The organism is Streptomyces sp. NPDC059851 (assembly GCF_042732005.1).
Taxonomy (GTDB): Bacteria; Actinomycetota; Actinomycetes; order Streptomycetales; family Streptomycetaceae; genus Streptomyces.
In genome coordinates this window covers 20,270-38,865 of sequence record NZ_JBHWJJ010000070.1, presented here as the reverse complement: position 1 = coordinate 38,865, position 18,596 = coordinate 20,270, and the positions used below count along the sequence as shown (strand labels likewise).

The following is an 18,596-nucleotide window of genomic DNA, read 5'->3' as shown; positions in this document are numbered from 1 at the left end:
GGCCGTCCCTGAATCCGCAGGCCGAGCAGACCTGCGAGGACGGGAAAGCACGGTCCACCTTGGCGAAGATGCGGCCGTGCAGGGCTGCCTTGTACTCCAGCATGCCGACGAACGCGGCCCATCCCGCGTCGTGCACGGACTTGGCGAGCCGGGTGCGCCCGAGACCGGACACCGCGAGGTCTTCCCATACACCGCTTGGTTGTCGCGAATGATCTGTGTGGATGCCTTGTGGTGCCAGTCCCGGCGCCGGTCCGCCACCGTGGCGTGCTGGCGTGCGACCTTGATACGGGCCTTGGCCCGGTTCTTCGATCCTTTGGCCTTGCGGGACAACTCCCGCTGAACGCGCTTGAGCTTCTTCTCGGCCCGGCGCAGGAAGCGGGGGCTGTCGATCTTTTGGCCATCGGACAGGACGGCGAAGGCGGACAGGCCGAGATCGATACCGGCGTCGGTCTCCACTTCCGGGAGGATGTCCGGCTCGGTGTCCACGACGAAGCTGAGGAAGTACCGGCCGCAGCTGTCTTTGGTGACGGTCAGCGACGTTGGTGCGGCCGGAAGGCGGCGGGACCACTTGACCTTGAGGTTGCCGACCTTGGCCACGTACACCGTGCCGCTGTCCGTCAGGGAGAAGGCGTTGGTGTTGAGGCGGACCGACTGCCGGGTGTCCTTCTTCGACTTCTAGCGGGGCGGGCCGACCTTGCGGCCCTGCCGCTTGCCCTTGATCGAGTCGAAGAAGTTCTTGTAGGCGGTGTCCAGGTCCCGCAGGGACTGTTGCAGGACGACCGCTGACACGTCGGCGAGCCAGGCGCGTTCCTCGGTGCGCTTGGCCTGGGTGATGCGAAGCCGGGACAGATCTGCCGACTTCACGTACGGCAGCCCGGCCGCGTGCGCTTCCTTGCGGTCGCGCAGGCAGTCGTTCCACACCACACGGGCGCACCCGAATGCCTTCGCCAGCGCACGACGCTGGGTGGCGTCCGGATAGGCCCGGTAGTTGTAGCGGAGCTGCACACCCAAGACCCTACTACGATTGGTCTTATGGAGGATCAAAACGACTACAGGCGTGGCAGGCATGTGGTTTCGGCAATGCACGTTCACTTGGTCTTCGTGACAAAGTACCGGCGCGGATCATGCGCAAGGTGTGCGAGGACTTCGAGGCGGAGCTGAAGGAGTTCAACGGCGAACGCAATCATGTCCACCTCCTCGTGCACTACCCACCGAAGGTCGCCGTCTCGAAGCTGGTCAACAGCCTCAAGGGAGTCTCCGCCCGCCGGATACGGCAGGAGTTCACCGGCCGGATCAACCGCGCCATCATGCGTGGGCAGCTGTGGTCACCCTCGTACTTCTCCGCCTCGTGCGGCGGAGCACCGTTGACGATCGTCCGCCAGTACATCGAGCAGCAAAAACGTCCGCTCTGAACATGCACGTCAGAGCAGCCTTGAGATGCATTCATCCCCGGCGCGAACGCCGGGGCTTTCTGCAAGAGTCCCGGTAACCCGTCCTCGAACTCGGCGGGCTGGACCGTCCCGTGACGGAGCACCAATATGCGCTTGGTCCGCGGGCGGCCCGTTCGACAGAATCACCGGGTGATCGGCAACCGCATCACCCACCGCACGGCCGACGGTGTTCGCATACCCGGCACCTGGCGGCACGCCTTCATCTGCAACGGCGGCACCTACTTCCTCACCGACCTGTTCATCTACGCGGACGGTCTCGTCGACTGCTGGGAGCTCGTCACCCTCGACGAGTTCGAGGAGAAGCTCCGCCGCGAATGGGTGGCCACGAGCCTGCCCGAGGGCGGCCGCGCGTCCGCCCACCAGCTGGCCTCGTGGACCTTCGGCGAACCGCACGTCTGGGTGACGCCCGAGGTGTTGCTCGCCGAGATCCGCGACACCATCGACCGGCTGAACCGCCGCCCCGACTCCACCGGGCGCTGCCTCGCAGCGGTGGACGCCTTCCTCGCCGACCGGACCGAGGAGAACCGGGCCGTCGCCCGCGCCGCCTACCTGGCCATCCCCCACACGCAGCGCCGCTACGCGCTGGGCGACATGGACCGCAAGGACGGACCGCTGCGGGTCCTGGTCGCCGGGCCGGGCGGCGATGACGTGCACCGGCCGGACGAGCGGGTGACTCAGGAGCGGTACGACGAGGCCGTCGCCTACTTCGAGGAGCGGAACCGGTGGATCGCCGAAGCCCCCTCGCGGGTTCCGGCAGACGGCGCGGCGCAGTCCTTCGCACCTGCCGTCAAGCTGTACCACTCGTACCCGCAGCGCCCGGTCGACGACCCGGGCAAGCGCGGCCTGCGCAACGACTACCCCGCTCCGATCACCGTCGACGGCGTCACCCATGCCTCGGTGGGGCACGCCTACTGGGCCCTGTCCGTGGCCGACCCCGAGACCCGCGCCGCGGTCGCGGCCGCGGAAACCGGCACCCGGGCCCGCGCGCTCGCCGCCGGAGCACCGCGCCGGGACGGCTGGGAGCAGGCCCGTACGGCGGTCATGGCCCGCCTTCTGCGCGCCAAATACGAGCAGCACCCCGACCTGGCTGCGGTCCTCCTCGCCACGGCGGACTCGACCGTGCTCTACGACGACGCGGACTCCGGGTTCTGGGGCGACAACGGCGGCCGCGGTCGCAACTGGACGGGCCGTCTCCTGGAACTGGTCCGGTCCGAACTCCAGGCCCGCAACGCCGGCATCCACTGAGCGGCGGAAAACACGGATTCCGCTCCTGGTGGTTCCCGGCCCCGCTACGGTGGCCGTGTCACCGCCCAGTGGAGGTCCAGTGCCAACGACCGTGGTGGGGTTCCGGCTCGGCTGTGATGCGCGGAGCCGACAGACGACCATCGTCCTGACCGAGTCCGGTGTCCTCCACCGCTCCAACGGGCCCCTGGGGTCGACGCCGAAGCCCGGCCGACCCGACGCTCCCGCTTCCGTGGACCCCCACCCCGTACCCCGGCAGGCCGCCAAGCTGCGGAAGCTGCACGCGGAGCTGACCGGAGCCGGGTTCAGCCGGGTGCTGGTGCCGCCCGGCTGCGTACGGCTGGAGACCGACGAGCATCCGCTGCACGCCAAGCCGTACGGGGGTAACGCGCCGCGCCCGCACCCGGAGCCGGTCGAGGAGTTCGTCGGCCTGGCGTCCACCTGCTCGATGCCGCTCGACGAGGCGCTCCGCGCCTTCTACTCCGCGGTGGGTGTTCCCTCCGAGCCCCGGCACGCCTTTCCGGTAGTGGTAGCGGCGGCACTGCGTCCCCCGCTGCCGCCCCGCGTCGAACGGGCCTTGCGCGCTCTGGCCCGCGGGGCCGCCCTGGCGTCGCCGTCGCGGCGCGGCGTCAGGTGGAGGGTCACCGCGGGCGGGGTGCGCCTCCATGTGGGTTCCGCGGGCGAGGCGCTCACGCGGCAGGAGGTGGCGGACCTCCAGGCCGCCCTGTCCGCATGGTTGCACCTGAATCCGCGCGCCACGGTTCCGGGGTCGGCGTCCCCGGGGCTGCGCCGGGGACGGGATGAGCGGCGGGCGGCCGGGGAGCCGGTGGGCCCCCTGGCCTGAGCGGCTGACGCCGCGCGCCCCCTAGAATGCCGGCGGGCGAAGCCGTAGCGCAGAGGTCGTCGCGCGCGGTCTCCAAAACTGCGAGGACGCCGGTTCGAATCCGGCCGGCTTCGGCCCTTCCCGGCTGTCGGTGAGCGTAGCCGGGCCGGCAGCGGGATCGAGCGGGTGGACGACGTCCTGCCGGATCCGTCGTCGGTCGGCGCGCACGCCGGTTCGACGCGGTCTTCGCCACCGCGGTGTGGATGCCGCCGGGCTGACCCGGCCCCCCTCACGGCCCCCGTTTCCGCCGGTGCGGCCACGGGAAGCCGGCGCAGCCGGCATCCCGAGCCCCGCGCCCGGAGCGGACCTGGCGTGCGGTGCGGTCACGACGCGTCACGGCGCTTGGCGCGCCATGCCGCGAACACCACGAGGCCGCCGAGGGCGAGGGCGCCGGCCTTGGCCCCGAGCTTGACGGACAGCCAACCGGTCAGGAAGGGGATGTGCCATCCCGTCCGCCACACGAGGGCGATGAGGGAGAGTGCGACGACTACGCCGACGGCGACTCCCGCCGCCGTCTTCAGGCGTGTGGGGGTGCCGGTCCGCTCCACCTTTTCGTCCGTCATGGCCACGACCTTCTCCTTTGTCATGGCCACAACGCTAACGGCCGCTCATGTCGCCGACGTACTCCGAACGGACGATGGCGTTGTCATCGAAAGTTGATGGAAACGGGCGTCGGGCGCATGAGCATCAGGGCACTTGCCGGAGCTGGGTCTCCTCCTCCCGGCCGTCCTCGGCGCCGTCGGCGGGCTGCGGCCCGGTTACGGTCTGCCGCGTGCGCCGCGGGTCTTGTGCGGCGGCTGCGGCACTGCCGGCCCGGCGGGAGGTGATCCATGCCGCGAGGGGCTGCGTGTAGCGGGCCGACAGCGGGCCGACGACGACGAGGATGAGGACGTAGGCGGTCGCGAGCGGTCCCAGCGCCGGCTCGATGCCGGCGGTGACGGCGAGCCCGGCGATGACGATGGAGAACTCGCCCCGGGCCACCAGGGTGCCGCCCGCCCGCCACCGGCCGTTGACACCGATCCCGGCGCGCTTCGCGGCCCAATAACCGGTCGCGATCTTCGTGCCGGCGGTGACCACGGCCAGCGCGAGCGCGGGCAGGAGCACCGGCGGGATGCTGGCGGGATCGGTGTGCAGGCCGAAGAAGACGAAGAACACGGCGGCGAACAGGTCCCGCAGCGGGCTGAGGAGGGTGTGCGTGCCCTCGGCGACCTCACCGGAGAGGGCTATGCCGACGAGGAAGGCGCCGACGGCCGCGGAGACCTGGAGCTGCTGGGCGATGCCCGCCACGAGCAGGGTCAGGCCGAGGACGACGAGCAGGAGCTTCTCGGGGTCGTCGCTGGAAACGAAGCGGGAGATGATCCGCCCGTAGCGGACGGCGACGAAGAGCACTGCACCGGCGACGCCGAGTGCGATGGCGAGGGTGGCGCTGCCCGCGGCGAGGCCGACGCCGGCCAGGAGAGCGGTGATGATCGGTAGGTAGACCGCCATGGCGAGGTCTTCCAGGACCAGGATGCTCAGGATGACCGGGGTCTCGCGGTTGCCGAGCCGGCCGAGGTCGCCCATGACCTTGGCGATGACTCCGGAGGAGGAGATCCAGGTCACCCCGGCCAGGACCACGGCCGCGACCGGCCCCCAGCCCATCAGCAGGGCGGCGCCGGCGCCGGGCAGGGCGTTGAGGGCGCAGTCGACGAGGCCGGCCGGGTACTGGGTGCGCAGGTTCGAGACGAGGTCGTTGGCGGTGTACTCCAGGCCCAGCATCAACAGCAGGAGGATGACGCCGATCTCGGCGCCGATGGCGACGAACTCCTCGCTGGCGCCCAGCGGGAGCAAGCCGCCGGTACCGAAGGCCAGGCCGGCCAGCAGGTAGAGGGGTACCGGCGAGAACCTGAGCCGGCCGGCGACCCGGCCGAGGAGGCCCAGGCCGAGGAGGATCGCTCCGAACTCGATCAGGAAGAGGGCGGAATGCACGGGCGCCTCACTCCCGTCCGAGTATCGCGGCGGCCGCGTCGACGCCCTCGCGCGTGCCGATGACGATCAGGGTGTCCCCGCCGGCCAGCCGGAAGTCCGGCCCCGGCGACGGCCTGGCCTCCGCCCGCCGCAGTACGGCGACGACCGACACGCCGGTCTCGGTCCGCATCCTCGTCTCGCCCAGCACCCGGCCGTTCCAGTGCGAGTGCCCGGACAGTTCGATGCGCTCGGCGACCAGACCGAGTTCGGTCGTGTGGAGGAGGTTCGGGCTGTGATGGGCGGGCATCAGCGCGTCGATCAGGGCCGCGCTCTCGCCCGCGGTGAGGTGGAGCGACTGGAGGCAGTCGTCCGGGTCCTCGGCCCGGTAGACGTTCACGCTGCGGGTGCCGTCGCGGTGGGCGATCACCGACAGGTGTCGGCGTTCTCGGGTGGTGAGGTCGTACTGGACCCCGATGCCGGGCAGCGGCGTGGTGCTCATCCGTGGAGCAGGCACAGCCCATCCCCCTCGTTTCGTTCCGTGCAATTGCGGCGGCGGCGTGTCGGGGACTTCCTGCGGGAGGACCCCGGGCCGCGGCGGGAACATGCTGCCATCTCGTGAGCAGCAGCAATATGGGTGTCACCACCGATGGACAGGGGTGTCCGGGCCGGTCGAGGATGGGCCGGGGAAGCGTGTTGTCGCAGGTGCGGGGACCGGAACAGGGTGGGGAGGGCTTGGAAGGGCGTGCGACGGTGTCACTGTACTGGCGGATCTTCCTACTGAACGCGGCCGTCCTCGTCCTCAGCGTCGCCCTGCTGTTCGGCCCGGTCACCGTCTCCACGCCGGTGCTGTTCGGCGAGGCGATCGTGCTGGTCTGCGGACTGGTCGTGATGCTGGTGCTGAACGCGGTCCTGCTCCGTGTCGGCCTGGCGCCGCTGGGCAGGCTGAACCGGGCCATGGCGACGGCCGACCTCCTCAAGCCCGGGGAACGGCCCCGGGTCAGCGGACAGGGCGAGATCGCCCGTCTGACCGGCACCTTCAACGCCATGCTCGACCGGCTGGAGGCCGAGCGCACGGCGAGCAGCGGGCGTGTCCTGACCGCCCTGGAGGCCGAACGGAAGCGCATCGCCCAGGAGCTCCACGACGAGATCGGACAGACCCTGACCGCCGTCCTGCTGCAGCTCAAGCACGCCGCCGACCAGGCGCCGCCGCCCGTACGCGAGGATCTGCACCAGGCCCAGGAGACCACCCGGGCCAGCCTGGAGGAGATCCGTCGTATCGCGCGGCGGCTGCGTCCCGGCGTACTCGAGGAACTCGGCCTGCACAGTGCGCTGCGCTCGCTGGCCTCGGAGTTCACCGCCCACCGGCTGGCGGTGGCCGTGCACATCGTCCCCGGCCTGCCCGGACTGGACCCGGCGACGGAACTCGTCGTCTACCGGGTCGCACAGGAGGCGCTGACCAACTCGGCCCGCCACTCCGGGGCGCACCGGGTGGAGGTGCACCTGCGGCCGCTGCCGGGCGGCGGGACGTGCCTGCTCGTCCACGACGACGGCCGGGGACTGGGGGCAGCACCCGAAGGAGCCGGGATCAGCGGCATGCGGGAACGGGCCCTGCTCATCGGCGCCGAACTCCTGATCGGGTCCGGGGCCCACGGCGGGACCGAGGTCCGCCTGAACATCGCCCCGGCGACACCGACCGCCCCCGCCCCCGCATCCACCCCCGCGTCCACCTCAGGGAACGAGCGATGACCGCACCTGCCGGCCGGCCTGCCCGGGCCAGGATCCTCCTCGTCGACGACCACGCCCTCGTACGGAGCGGTGTACGGCTCATCCTCAATGCCGAACCCGACCTGGAAGTGGTGGCCGAAGCGGGTGACGGCGCGGAGGCCGTCGCAGCCGCCCGCGCGGACGCCGGCCTGGACCTGGCCGTCCTCGACATCGCCATGCCCCGCACCACCGGCCTCCAGGCGGCCCGCGAACTCGCCCGCATCCGGCCCGGCCTGCGCATCCTGATGCTGACCATGTACGACAACGAGCAGTACTTCTTCGAAGCGCTGCGCGTCGGCGCCAACGGGTACGTCCCGAAGTCCGTGGCCGACCGCGACCTCGTGGAGGCCTGCCGGGCCGCCCTGCGCGACGAGCCCTTCATCTACCCCGGGGCGGAATCGGCCCTGATCCGCAGCTACCTCGACCGGGCCCGCTCGGGGGTGTCGCTGCCCGACCGGCCGATCACCGACCGCGAGGAGGAGATCCTCAAGCTCGTCGCCGAGGGCCACACTTCCAAGCAGATCGCCGATCTGCTCGTCATCAGCCCGAAAACGGTCGAACGCCACCGCGCCAACATCCTCCAGAAGCTGGGCCTGAACGACCGCCTGGAACTCACCCGCTACGCCATCCGCGTCGGCCTCATCGAACCCTGACCACGGCGGAGGCCCGCCGACCGCCCTGAGATCATGGCGGGGTGACGACCGTTCCCGAACACCTGCGGATCGACGCAGAACTCCAGATCGATCACATCCGGCACGCCGGGGACACCGGGGCGGCCGCGGTCGTGCGCTGTGTCCGAGGGCCGGTCCGCCTCCGTGCCCGCTTCCACCGCATCCGCGGTACGTCGGCACCGATCGACCTGGAGCTGACCGAGATCCTCTTCTACGGGCATCCGGTCGGCGAACTCGATCTCTCCCACACGGCCCTCGTCACCCTCTGGGGGGAGGGCGTACCGCTGCTCGCCGCAGCAGGAGACGCCGAGCACCGCTGGCAGGTCGTTCAAGGCGTCAACACGTGACCGACGGATGAAGGCGCCGGCGGGTCGTGCCGGAGGGGCGTCCCCGGCTCGTTCCTGCCTCCAGGTGGTTGCCGGTGGCGGAGCTTCCTGCCGCGGTACCGGTACTGCATGACGCAGAGGAAGGACGGGGCGGGCGACGGGACCGGTGAACGGCCGCGGCAGCAGCAAGGAGCCGTGTTCGCGGCGCTCGCGGGAACCTTGACGGGGTCCTGGCCGGTCTGACGGGCAGCATGCGGCCTACTTCGAGGCCAGGGACATGCACCGCGACGAGGCCGCCGCGCGGCGGGCGGACAGCCGGCGTGCCGCCTACGTCGAGCTCGCCGCGAGCACGAACAGGTACGTACAGCAGTCCACCCAGCTCCTGAACGTCAGCCTCGGCCCCGCAAAGAGCGCGGACGACGGGCGGCGCCAGTTCGAGGACGGGTACGCGCCGGCCAACACGGATGTGGCGCGCGCCCTCACGACGGCGCGCCTCGTGACGACGGAGAACGGCAGACGGGAGCTGGAACGGATCGGTGCCCTCTCCGCCCGGGTGGGAGAGACGGCGACCGAGAAGTACGCCCGACGGGCCGGCAGGCGTCGACGTGAAGAAGGCCGACGCAGAGTTCGACCGGGCCGTGCGGCAGCAGTTGGCGGCCCTGCAAGCGTTCTTGGACGGAGCGGCCGGTGAAGCGCTGTAGCGGCCCCGCCGCGGTCCGGTGCGGGCGCCCGCATCCCCGCCGCCCCGCCTCAGGCCGGGCGGGCGCGTCGGGGTTCACGGCGGCGGCGTCCGCGGTGGAGATCGCGCCTCCGGCGGCGGTGGCGTAGGAGGGGCTCTGGTGGGTGTAGTCCACCGGTTGCAGTCGGCCCGTGCGGGCGGCCTGCCGGAGGTCCGCCGGGTAGGGCCTGCCGACCAGGGCATGGGCGGTCCCGCCGTACATGTGGCCGGGGGCGTACGGGGCGGGGAGGGATGTGCCGTCGATGCCGGGCAGTGAGGTCCGGCGGAGGCCGAAGGGGCTGAACAGCCGCTCCGGGAGCTGCGCGGCAAGCGGGGCGCCGCCCGCCTTCTCGGCGACCAGCCCCAGCAGCGCGTAGTGGGTGTTGCTGTTTTCGTACGCGGCACCGGCGCGAAGTCCGGCGGCTGGGTGAAGGCGATCTCCAACATCTGCCGAGGTGTGCGCGCCGTGGCGGCTTTCGTCGCGGCTTCCACGGAAGTCCGGAGGGCAAGCCGGGTCGATGGTTCTGAGTGCGGGCCCGGACGGGCACTTCGCGCGTACGGCAGTCCTGCTGGCCGCCGGCGGCCGGGCCTCCGGCGGCCAGCAGCCCGGTGAGGGCCGGGAGGTGCAGGGCGCGCTGCGGGGCGGGGCGCGGTCCGCGTCTCCGTGTCGGCCTCGGCTGCGGGCGGTCGGGCAGCGGCCCCGGCCGGCACCCCGTTACGCCGGCGCGGAACCGTGCCCCGCCGGGCCGAGGGAATCGACGTCCTCCATGAAGCCCAGCATCCGGGCGTTGACGACGTCGGCGTGGTCGATCTGCGGTCCGTGGCCGGTCTGGGCGATGATCTCGGCGCGAGCGCCGGAGATCAGCCGCGGCACGCGCTCCAACTGCCGAGTCGGGCGCAGGAGCAGGCTGCGCTTGCCCATGATCAGGTAGAACGGCGTCCGTATGGAGCGCAGTTCGTCCTCGGACAGCGGCAGCGGTGCCGGTCGGCGGATCCGGAAGGACCTCACGCCCGCGTGGATCCACGCACGCAGCTCCGGAACGATGAGGACTGGCTGCTCGAGCCACTTGGCCAGCAGCGGGCGGAACGCCTTCGGGGCGAAGGTGGCGAAGAGGCTGAGGAAGATCCACACGAAGAAGCGCAGGCCGACCTTCTCCAGACCGCCCGGGTCGAGGGCGGTGACGGAGGCGAGCCGTCCCGGCCTGAGGTGGGCCTGGTTGATGACGAGCCAGCCGCCGTACGAGGAGCCGACGAGGTGGACGCGGTCGAGGCCGAGTGCGTCGAGTGCCTCGTCGAGCCACTGGGCGGCGCGCTCGGGCTGCCACATCGGCTCGCGGTGGACGCTGCGGCCGGGGTCGCCGGGGGTGTCGAGCGCATAGACGGGGCGATCGGCGCTGAGCGCTGGGGTGTTGGGGTACCACATCGCGGAGCAGCCGCCCGAGCCGTGGATCAGGACCACCGGGGTGCGGGACTCGGCGGCGGGGTCCGCGGGGCCGTACCGGTAGACGTGCGTGGTGCCGAAGCTCGTCTCGACGTCCGTCTCGGAGCGGATGGGGGCGCCCAACGCGAAGAGGACGTCGCAGGTGGCGAAGTAGCGCTCGCGCAAGGTGTCGTTGACGTAACGGCCGACGTCACGGCGGGCGCTGGGTCGCGTCGTGTTCGCGGTCACGGGTGCCTCCTGGAGTCGCGTTCGTAATACGACCGTACCATGAAGATGGTACGGCGGTATCATGAAGGGTCCGGGGGAGCCCGGGCTTGGGAGATGAAACCGAGGACTGGTGGAGACAGACGAGATGCCCAAACGCGTGGACCACGACGAACGCCGGGCACAGATCGCCGAGGCCCTCATCCGTGTGGCCGGCCGCCGCGGACTGCACGCGGTCGGGATGCGCGACGTGGCCGCCGAGGCAGGGGTGTCACTGCGACTCGTGCAGTACTACTTCCACACGAAGGAGAACCTGCTCTTCCACGGTCTGCAGCACCTCACCGACCGCTACACCGCACGTGTCGGCGCGCGCCTCGCCGCCGCCCCCGATCCGGGCCCGCGCGCGACCATCGAGGCGCTGCTGCTGGCCTCCCTGCCCACCGACGAGGAGGGCCGCACCTTCCACCTCCTGTACACGTCGTACTCGATCCTGTCGGTGACCGACGAGGCGCTGGCCGCCCAGCCGTTCATCGACAACCCCAACGCCGCGGAAGACGCCGTGACCGACCTGCTCCTCACGGCACAGGAAGCCGGGCTGGTCGACGACGGCATCGACGCGCGCACCGAGGCGATCAGCCTGCTCGCCATGACCGCCACCATGGGGACGAGCATCATCGTCGGCCAGCGCACGCCCGAGTCGGCCATCGCCGTCCTGCACCACCACCTGGACCGCATTTTCGGTGGGAAGCATGACTGACCCGTGGGTCGGGCTCGAACCGGACGCCGCGACCTTCAATGCGGCCCGCCGCGAGCCGTATGTGACGTGCTGTCACGCGGTGGCATCCGCCTGACCGCGCCCGCCGGAAGGACGGCGCGACCCGGGCGGGCGGAACGGGGTTGCTCGGACCGCGTCAAGGCCCGGGCGGCCGGTAGCCCGGAGGCGTCCAATCCGCTGGTTTCGCCCCGACGTCCTCCGCCCGGGGCGTAGCGTGGCCGCATGAGCGATGTCGTGGGGGGCAGCGGCCCGAAGCCGGACGCGAAGCCGGACGTGAAGCCGCAGCCGCCCTCCCGCGAGCGGGCGCGGTTGGCGGTGCGGAACCGACAGACGGCCGCGCTGGTGTACCGGTCGGACGAGTGGGCGGCGAAGAAGGCAGCCGGAGAAGCCCTGGCCACGGTCCGCGGCTGGGGGTACGGCGAGCTGGACGCGGGCGACCTGGACGAGGTGGTGCGGCTCCTCGTCGGGGCGGTCGTCACGGACGGCGGGAAACGGGTCAGCGTGCACCTGGCGGACCAGGACCGGTCCGTCCTCGTCCTCGTCCTCAGCCACCGGGTCGATGCGGGCCGTGGTGAGCGGCAACTCCTGACCGACCTCGCAACCGTGCCGAGTGTGCACACCTGCGGCAGCGACGTCGGTGAGGACGGACGGCGCGTGTGGGCGCTCCTGCACGCGCGCCCCCGGCCGCGGCGGACGGGCCGGGTGGCGTAGCCCGGTCCGCCCGCACGAACCCTCCGGTCCGTCCACCCGCAGGAACCCCCGTTCCAGATCCGTTTCCCGGGCCGTCCGGTACACCGACCGGCCCGTCCCGGAGGCGGCGCGGCGCGATGCGGCCCGTTGCTCGGCAGCGGACCTCAGGGGCCGCATCACGGGTCCGGCGGTTCAGCCTGCCGGCGGGGCCGGAACCGGGTCCGGAGCCGCGGATCCGGGTAGCGGGTCCGGGTCGCGGTAGATCTCGTACGGCTGGTCGGTCAGCTCGCCGTCCACCCAGACCTGCATCCCGTAGCGGACCGCACGGTCCGAGTAGATCTCGGGCAGATCACTGAAACCGGACGGGAAGTCCTCGGCCGGGTCGTGCAGGGCGAGCGCCTCGCCGTGCCGCAGCAGCGGTGCGGACAGGACCGCCGGCACCGCGGCCTCGAAGCCCGCCCAGTGGATGACGACCTCGCGGTCCTCCGTACGCCGGATCAGCGGGTGGAGGTCCACGTGCCCCACGCGGCGGCCGTGCTCGACGAGCCACAAGTCGGCGCTCTCGCCCTCGAAGTGGAGCCCCATCTCCTCCGGATCGTTGTCGACCAGCATGTCCTGGAGCAGCGCACGGACGTGATCGCGCCGGGAGTAGACGAACAGGACGCTGTATTCGGCCTGGCCGCGGTATGCCTTTTCCAGGACGTAGGCGCTGCCGGCCCGTGTTCCCTCGCTCATGGACGTACCTTGCCAGACCCCACCGACAGCGGGGCCGCGGGGTTCAGCAGCTCATGGCCCAGGTGTGCGAGTCGCCGTTGTCGTTGGCCGCGCTGTTGTGGTTGACCTCCTGGCCGGGGGTGAGGCAAATGGTCATGTGCCCGCCCTGCTGTGCGCGCGAGTACACCTTCACGTGGTCTTTGATGCCGGGGCCGGAGATGCCGTGGTTGGCCCAGGAGGAGTCCTCGTCGGCGATCCAGCTCTCCCACCAACCGTCGTCACCGCTCCAGTTGGCGCGCTGGCCCTTGAATTCGGCGTGCTCCCAGGCACAGAACTCGCCGCTCGGGCAGTCCGCCGCCCCGGCCGTGCCGGCCGCGGCGAGCCCGCCGGTGAAGACGAGGAAGGCCGCGGCGGCAGTAGTGAGCATCTTGCTGCGCTTCGTGGGGTTCATCAGGGGACGTTGCCTTTCAGGTGGTGGGTGGACGGGTCGGACAGGAAGTCGGCCGCGCGGTGCAGTGCGCGGTCGCGCAGTTGGTCGTAGGTGGTGATTTCTTCGCGGTGCGCGGCCCGGACCTGGGCGAGGCGGGCGGGCTCCAGCCGGTTCCGCAGTTCCTCCAGGCCGCTCGCGCGGATGCAGTGGGCGTCCTGGTCGGCGCACGCTGCCCGGCGGGCGAGGGCATCCCGGTAGGCGGCGTCCTCGGTCAGCCGGGCCTGGGCCTCGGGGCGCAGGTTGTTGACGGTGACCTCGGCGCGGAACCAGCGGGCCTGGTCACCGTAGAGGGAGCGGTGCGCCTCGGCGAGACAGCCGTCCGTGTGCGTGCGGACGGTGTGACCGGTGGCCAGCGTGACCGACAGTTCGGCAGGGGCGGCCCCGAACAGCACCTCCTGCTCGGGAGGTGGGCCGACTGCGCCGCGGGTGGTCAGGCAGCGGTCGACCAGAAGCTGCTGGGCGGCTTTGATCAGGTCACTGCGGCCCTGCTCCGAGGTGGGCAGCGCCGGCCGGGGCGGTGCCGCGCAGCCCGCGGCGCACGCCACGGCCAGGACGAGACCTGCCGCTGTCGTGACCGTCGCCCGCATCCGGGGTGCGCTGTGTTCCACGCCCCTTCAAACGATCACGGACGGTCGGGGACACGGAGCCGGACGGCTCCGCGCCCGAAGGCGGAGCCGTCCGGCCGGGACGGATCAGTCCGAGATGAGCATGGTCAGGAACTCCTTCACGAGTTCGCGAGCGGTGCCCTCGGCGGCTCCCCTCGCAAGGGAGTTCCCGAGACCGGATCCCCGGTCGTCCGCGCGGACGGCGGCGGGCGACGTCATCCGGGGCCCGTTGCCGCCCGCCTCGACGTCTCGGTCGTCCTCGGTGGCGTGCGCAGGCTTCCGACCGAACTTCCCCCAGCGGAACATGAGCATTCTTCCCTCGAGTTCGCATGCACACGAGGGGCACGGACGGCGCGCCACTGAAGCCCTCCCGGAAGGCGCGCGTGATCCCTCCGTGCCCTTGGCACGGGAAGGAACTCCTAGCCGAGGGAAGCGGAAGCCGGCTCGTGGCCCGCGCGGAGCGCAGAACGTCCCTGAAGGGACACACCTGATTCCATGACGCCCATGGTGCCGTACAGCACGTGGGCCGCGCAGGGGATTTTCCTCAGCCCGTCCGCCCGGCGGCAGTCGCCCGCCGCGGCGCCCGCCGCGGCGCCCGCCGCGGCAGGGGCACGGCTCCGGCCCTGTGCGGGGGTTCCGGCCGCCGGGCGGGCGGCCGGACGGACGGTCTGCGTCCGGCGTCGGCCCGGCTCAGTCCTCGCCCAGGATGATGTGCTCCTCGGCCGCAGGATCCGGCCGGTTCTCGGCAGTTCGGCGGACGCTCTCGGCCGTTCCGGGGCGGGGCGCGGCACGCCGCGCCTCTTCGGGCTGGTCCGTGGTTGCGAAGTCGTTCCGCATCATGGTTCTCCCTCTCATCCGATCAGGGCGGAGGCGGTCGCCCGCAGCCGCCGCTGCATCCCTCCCCGCGACCGATTCGAAAACAGGACGCGCCGCCACTGTGACCGGCCGCACGGCGCGGCGCCCCCGGTGGGACGCCGTCCGGGTGACGGGGGTCTTCGCATCCGGACCGGGCCGGGGAGCCGTCTGCCGCTCTTCGAGGCCGGGGCCGGGGTCTGGGCCGGGGTCGGCGGGGTCGGGGGCCGTGGGGTCGGGGGGCGGGCTGTCGGTCGTGTGCCGGGTCCGGCTGCGCGTCGTACCCCCGGCCCGGGGTGCTGGCTCCGCAGGCCGCCCACGCGTCGTTCGCCCACTGGCCGGGCTACCCGTCTGCCTGCCCTGACGTAGGGTCACGGTGACACCCACTGCCGTCGGAGGACCGTACGCATGCCCGAACTGCCCGCGCCCGTCCGGCTCGGGACGGTCCTGAGGAACGGCCCCCGGCAGTTCCTGTTGTCGTGGTGGCCGTTTCGCTGCTGGCTTCACCTGGCCTCCGGGGCCCTGATCGGGTTCGCGGTACTGGCCGTGCTCGCCGTGCTGGTCGTCGCCGGGGTATTACTGTCCTGGCTGGGCCTCGGCTTGTTGCTGCTCACCGCGGCGGTCATGACCGCCGTTCCCGTCGGCGCGCTGGAGCGGCGGCGGCTGCGCCTGGTGGAACCGGAGCGGGTCGGGGGCCCGCACGCCCCGGCGGCCGGGGCCGGGCCGATGAGCCGGCTCCGTACGCGGCTGCGGGAGCGGGCCACCTGGCGGGAACTGGGGTACGCCGCCCTGCTCGCGGTGGTGTTCGGGCCGGCCGGGTTCGGGGTGACCGCCCTGCTCGCGTTCTCCGGGGTGCTGGTCGCGAGCCCCGTCATCGTGTGGGCCCTGGCGCCGGAAACGGTGATGCTGATCCCCGGCCGTGCGGTCTCCGGTCCCCTCGAAGCCCTCGGCGGCACCGCCGTGGGGCTGCTGGGGCTGGTGCTCGCGGCGTACGCGGCCGGGCTCGTCACCAGCACGCAGGTGCGTGTGGCGCGGGCCCTGCTCGGGCCGCGCGATGACGACGTCCGGGTGGTGGAGCTGACCCGCTCCCGGGTCCGGCTGGTCGACGCCTTCGAGGCCGAACGGCGACGCATCGAGCGGGACTTGCACGACGGCGCACAGCAGCAGCTGGTGGCGCTGAGCATGACGCTGGGGCTGGCCGAACGCGAGCTGCGCGGGCTGGTGGAGGCGGCGGCCGCGGCCGAACTGGTCGCCCGGGGGCGGGCGGAGGCCAAGCAGGCTCTGTCCCAGCTCCGGGAGCTGGTGCGGGGCATCCATCCGCAGGTGCTGACCGACCACGGGCTGGCAGCCGCGGTCACGGAGCTCGCGCTACGGCACCCGGTCCCGGTGACGGCCGACCTGGACGGGGTGCCGCGGCTGCCCGATGCGGTGGAGGCCACCGCGTACTTCTGCGTGGCGGAGGCCCTGGCCAACGCCGCCAAGCACAGCGGGGCGGACCGAGTGGAGGTGGCGGGCCGCGTCGTGGGGGGAAAGCTGACCCTCACGGTCACGGACGACGGTCGCGGCGGAGCCGAACCGGCCGCCGGGAACGGCCTGGTGGGGCTGGCGGACCGGCTGTCCGTGCTGCGGGGCACACTGGTGGTGTCGAGTCCGGCGGGCGGGCCGACCGTACTGCGGGTGGAGGTGCCGTGCTCCGGCTGATCCTGGCCGAGGATTCCGTGCTGTTGCGGGCAGGACTGGCCGAGGTGCTGTCCCGCAGCGGGCACGCGGTGGTCGCGGCCGTCGGCGACGCGGACGCGTTGAAGCGGGCCGTGGCGGCGGAACGGCCCGATGTGGTGGTCACCGACGTACGGATGCCGCCCGACTTCCGGGACGAAGGTCTGCGGGCGGCCCTGGAACTCCGGTCCGCTGACCCGTCGTTGCCGGTTCTGGTGCTGTCGCAGTACGTGGCGACGGCGTACGCGGCGCGGCTGTTCGACGGGAGCGCGGGTGGGACGGGAGGTTCTGGCGCGGCGGGCGGCCTCGGCTACCTGCTGAAGGACCGCGTCGGCGAGGTCGACGAGTTCCTCGACGCACTGGAACGGGTGGCCGGCGGGCAGACGGTGCTCGACCCCGAGGTGATCCGGGTGCTGCTGAACCACCGCCCGGCGAACCACCCTCTGGGCCGGCTCACCCCGCGGGAACGGGAGGTGCTGGCGCTGATGGCGGAGGGCCTCAACAACCAGGCCGTGGCGGCCCGGCTGTTCGTGACCGAGGCGGCCGTGGTCAAGCACGCCAGCAGCATCTTCATGAAACTGGAGCTCGACCCGGCGGAGGGAAACCGGCGGGTCCTGGCCGTCCTCGCCCACCTGCGGGGCACAGCCGGCTGATCACTGCTGCCCTCGCCGTCCCTCACCGGCGCGGACGGAGACGACGACAGTCGCCCCCGGGCCTCGGCCGGGGCCGGCAGCCCCGTGCACTCAGCCGCCGGTCGGGGCCCGGTGCGGTCCGGCCGGAGCCGCCTGCACCGCGGATGCCGACGAGGCGGCGACGACCCGGGAAGGCACCGGCACCGGCGCCGGGGCCGGAGCCGCTGCACGCGCCCACAGCACCAGCAGCACCGGTAGCGACAGGTAGCCGAACCGCCCCGCGGGCGCCAGCAGGAACGCCACCGTCAGGCCCAGGGCGAGCCGGTCGGCGGCGGCGACCACGGTCCGCGGGGGGCGCAGCAGCAGGGACACGGCCACCGCGGCGCCGCCGAGAAGGAGCAGGACGACCGTCACCCACCAGCCCCAGGGGCCGAGTTCGCTGATCAGGCGACCGGGCAGCGGGCTCTGCGCCGGGGTCGCCACCTCGGCACGGCCGGTCGGGAACGCGAAGACCTGCCGGACCAGTTCGGCCGGCTGCAGCAGGGCCGCCGGCAGAACCGCCACGGCCGTCCCCGCCACCGCGAGCGCCCCGCAGCGTACCGCCGCGCGCCATCCGTACACGGCGGCCAGCAGCACCACCGCAACCGGGACCGCCGGCCAGGCCGTCCACTTCAGCGCGCACGCACCGGCCAGTACGGTGCCCGCGAGGACCGGCCGTCCGGCCGCGGCGGCGGCCAGTGCGAGGCAGCACGACCCGGCCAGCGGCAGGTCCACCCCGCTCACCGCCAGGGGCAGCGCCACCACCGGGGAGGCGACCAACAGCGGGAACGTGCCGCGGAAGCCGACTCCCCGCACCCCACGGGCCTCACGTGTGCCGAGCAGCCGGCGCCCGCCCCACATCCCGACGAACAGTGCGACCGCACACCAGATCCGGGCGTCCCCGAGCAGCCGGGCCAACCGGCCGGCGTCCCCGAAGACCGCCCGCGGTATCCCGAACAGCGCCATTCCCGGCAGGTAGGGGGTGTACTCCTCGACCCGGCCGGGCCGGTCGACGTACGGGCTGCCCGATTCCAGCAGCAGGCGGCCGGACCGCTCGATCACGGCGACCTCCGACTGTCCCTGACCGGTCAAGGCCAGGTACAGCAGCGGGACGGCGACGGCTCCGGCCAGCGCCAGCGCGAGCGCCGCGCGGGGCCGCTGCAGACCGGTCGCACACGCGGCGCCGAGGTATCCGGCGGCCGCGCACCACCCCCACAGCCGGTGCGTGTCCAGCGTGGACAGCAGCGGGAACGACAGGGCCCAGGCGGCCGCGCAGAGCCAGCCGAGGGCGAACCAGGGGGTTCGGAAGGAGGTCATGCCCCCATTGCAGCCGCGGCCGCCCTGCCGGGTCTGCCCACCCAGGCGGACACTTGGGGGTCGGGTTTCCCCTACCCCCGGTCGCCGTGGAGGGCCGGCGCCCCGGGGCCGGGCCGGTG

The 18,596-nt window shown here is 72.5% G+C and carries 20 protein-coding genes, 1 tRNA gene and 2 pseudogenes; 12 read left to right on the top strand and 11 right to left on the bottom strand.

All coding sequences use genetic code 11. The features are described 5' to 3' along the window. Positions 1-1,005, bottom strand: a pseudogene (locus tag ACFV7Q_RS22965) (RNA-guided endonuclease InsQ/TnpB family protein); the annotation flags it as partial. A gap of 27 nt (positions 1,006-1,032) precedes the next feature. Between ACFV7Q_RS22965 and tnpA the strand changes: the two are divergent. The 4 genes and pseudogenes from tnpA (at position 1,033) to ACFV7Q_RS22945 (ending at position 3,650) form a co-directional block, all read left to right on the top strand. Then, positions 1,033-1,412: pseudogene (gene tnpA / locus ACFV7Q_RS22960) on the top strand (IS200/IS605 family transposase). 168 nt (positions 1,413-1,580) lie between these two features. Further along, a complete protein-coding gene (locus ACFV7Q_RS22955; RefSeq protein ID WP_385431076.1) occupies positions 1,581-2,696 on the top strand; it encodes an NADAR family protein in 1,116 nt (371 codons plus the stop codon). 79 nt (positions 2,697-2,775) lie between these two features. Further along, on the top strand, positions 2,776-3,537 hold the full coding sequence (locus tag ACFV7Q_RS22950) for a hypothetical protein (RefSeq protein WP_385431075.1): 762 nt from the start codon (positions 2,776-2,778) through the stop codon (positions 3,535-3,537). Between the two features lie 38 nt (positions 3,538-3,575). Beyond that, positions 3,576-3,650 (top strand) — tRNA-Trp (locus ACFV7Q_RS22945). A 249-nt stretch (positions 3,651-3,899) separates the two neighbouring features. Here ACFV7Q_RS22945 and ACFV7Q_RS22940 read toward each other — a convergent pair. From ACFV7Q_RS22940 to ACFV7Q_RS22930, 3 genes are all read right to left on the bottom strand, one after another. Further along, positions 3,900-4,163: a hypothetical protein gene (locus ACFV7Q_RS22940; protein WP_385431073.1), complete on the bottom strand. Its 264-nt coding sequence runs from the start codon at positions 4,161-4,163 to the stop codon at positions 3,900-3,902. Positions 4,164-4,263: 100 nt separating this feature from the next. Next, positions 4,264-5,544 (bottom strand): cation:proton antiporter, encoded by a 1,281-nt coding sequence (locus ACFV7Q_RS22935; RefSeq protein ID WP_385431071.1) that lies wholly within the window; start codon positions 5,542-5,544, stop codon positions 4,264-4,266. A gap of 7 nt (positions 5,545-5,551) precedes the next feature. Then, positions 5,552-6,022 carry a cation:proton antiporter regulatory subunit gene (locus ACFV7Q_RS22930; RefSeq protein ID WP_385431069.1) on the bottom strand — a complete coding sequence of 157 codons (471 nt, stop codon included), beginning with the start codon at positions 6,020-6,022 and terminating at the stop codon, positions 5,552-5,554. 251 nt (positions 6,023-6,273) lie between these two features. Between ACFV7Q_RS22930 and ACFV7Q_RS22925 the strand changes: the two genes are divergently transcribed. The 4 genes from ACFV7Q_RS22925 (at position 6,274) to ACFV7Q_RS22910 (ending at position 8,975) form a co-directional block, all read left to right on the top strand. Continuing rightward, positions 6,274-7,269 (top strand): histidine kinase, encoded by a 996-nt coding sequence (locus ACFV7Q_RS22925; RefSeq protein ID WP_385431067.1) that lies wholly within the window; start codon positions 6,274-6,276, stop codon positions 7,267-7,269. Continuing rightward, positions 7,266-7,940: a response regulator gene (locus tag ACFV7Q_RS22920; protein WP_385431065.1), complete on the top strand. Its 675-nt coding sequence runs from the start codon at positions 7,266-7,268 to the stop codon at positions 7,938-7,940. The genes ACFV7Q_RS22925 and ACFV7Q_RS22920 overlap by 4 nt, the downstream gene beginning before the upstream one ends. Before the next feature lie 41 nt (positions 7,941-7,981). Next, entirely contained in the window at positions 7,982-8,305 is a 324-nt protein-coding gene (locus tag ACFV7Q_RS22915) for a hypothetical protein (RefSeq protein WP_385431063.1), read from the top strand. A gap of 256 nt (positions 8,306-8,561) precedes the next feature. Further along, positions 8,562-8,975, top strand: coding sequence for a hypothetical protein (locus tag ACFV7Q_RS22910; protein WP_385431062.1), 414 nt, complete (start codon positions 8,562-8,564; stop codon positions 8,973-8,975). Between the two features lie 742 nt (positions 8,976-9,717). Here ACFV7Q_RS22910 and ACFV7Q_RS22905 read toward each other — a convergent pair. Beyond that, positions 9,718-10,671, bottom strand: a complete 954-nt coding sequence (locus ACFV7Q_RS22905) for an alpha/beta fold hydrolase (protein WP_385431060.1) — start codon at positions 10,669-10,671, stop codon at positions 9,718-9,720. A 124-nt stretch (positions 10,672-10,795) separates the two neighbouring features. On the opposite strand from ACFV7Q_RS22905, the gene ACFV7Q_RS22900 reads away from it, so the two are divergent. Both ACFV7Q_RS22900 and ACFV7Q_RS22895 read left to right on the top strand, forming a co-directional pair. After that, complete coding sequence (locus ACFV7Q_RS22900; RefSeq protein WP_385431058.1) at positions 10,796-11,404, top strand: TetR/AcrR family transcriptional regulator; 609 nt, start codon at positions 10,796-10,798, stop codon at positions 11,402-11,404. Between the two features lie 240 nt (positions 11,405-11,644). Then, a complete protein-coding gene (locus ACFV7Q_RS22895; protein WP_385431056.1) occupies positions 11,645-12,133 on the top strand; it encodes a hypothetical protein in 489 nt (162 codons plus the stop codon). 171 nt (positions 12,134-12,304) lie between these two features. On the opposite strand, the gene ACFV7Q_RS22890 is transcribed toward ACFV7Q_RS22895, so the two are convergent. From ACFV7Q_RS22890 to ACFV7Q_RS22870, 5 genes are all read right to left on the bottom strand, one after another. After that, positions 12,305-12,847 (bottom strand): hypothetical protein, encoded by a 543-nt coding sequence (locus tag ACFV7Q_RS22890; RefSeq protein ID WP_385431054.1) that lies wholly within the window; start codon positions 12,845-12,847, stop codon positions 12,305-12,307. 43 nt (positions 12,848-12,890) lie between these two features. Beyond that, entirely contained in the window at positions 12,891-13,277 is a 387-nt protein-coding gene (locus ACFV7Q_RS22885; RefSeq protein WP_385431052.1) for a peptidase inhibitor family I36 protein, read from the bottom strand. Continuing rightward, entirely contained in the window at positions 13,277-13,924 is a 648-nt protein-coding gene (locus ACFV7Q_RS22880; RefSeq protein WP_385431050.1) for a hypothetical protein, read from the bottom strand. Before ACFV7Q_RS22880 ends, ACFV7Q_RS22885 begins: the two co-directional genes overlap by 1 nt. A gap of 84 nt (positions 13,925-14,008) precedes the next feature. Then, positions 14,009-14,227: a hypothetical protein gene (locus ACFV7Q_RS22875; protein WP_385431048.1), complete on the bottom strand. Its 219-nt coding sequence runs from the start codon at positions 14,225-14,227 to the stop codon at positions 14,009-14,011. 384 nt (positions 14,228-14,611) lie between these two features. Further along, entirely contained in the window at positions 14,612-14,761 is a 150-nt protein-coding gene (locus ACFV7Q_RS22870) for a hypothetical protein (RefSeq protein ID WP_385431046.1), read from the bottom strand. A gap of 420 nt (positions 14,762-15,181) precedes the next feature. On the opposite strand from ACFV7Q_RS22870, the gene ACFV7Q_RS22865 reads away from it, so the two are divergent. Together ACFV7Q_RS22865 and ACFV7Q_RS22860 are read left to right on the top strand one after the other, a co-directional pair. Continuing rightward, positions 15,182-16,474, top strand: coding sequence for a sensor histidine kinase (locus ACFV7Q_RS22865; protein ID WP_385431044.1), 1,293 nt, complete (start codon positions 15,182-15,184; stop codon positions 16,472-16,474). Further along, the gene (locus ACFV7Q_RS22860) at positions 16,462-17,142 is read left to right on the top strand and encodes a response regulator (RefSeq protein WP_385431042.1); all 681 of its coding nucleotides are present in this window, start codon (positions 16,462-16,464) and stop codon (positions 17,140-17,142) included. Before ACFV7Q_RS22865 ends, ACFV7Q_RS22860 begins: the two co-directional genes overlap by 13 nt. 90 nt (positions 17,143-17,232) lie before the next feature. Here ACFV7Q_RS22860 and ACFV7Q_RS22855 read toward each other — a convergent pair whose 3' ends face one another. Then, positions 17,233-18,477, bottom strand: a complete 1,245-nt coding sequence (locus tag ACFV7Q_RS22855; RefSeq protein ID WP_385431040.1) for a hypothetical protein — start codon at positions 18,475-18,477, stop codon at positions 17,233-17,235. Positions 18,478-18,596 lie beyond the last annotated feature (119 nt).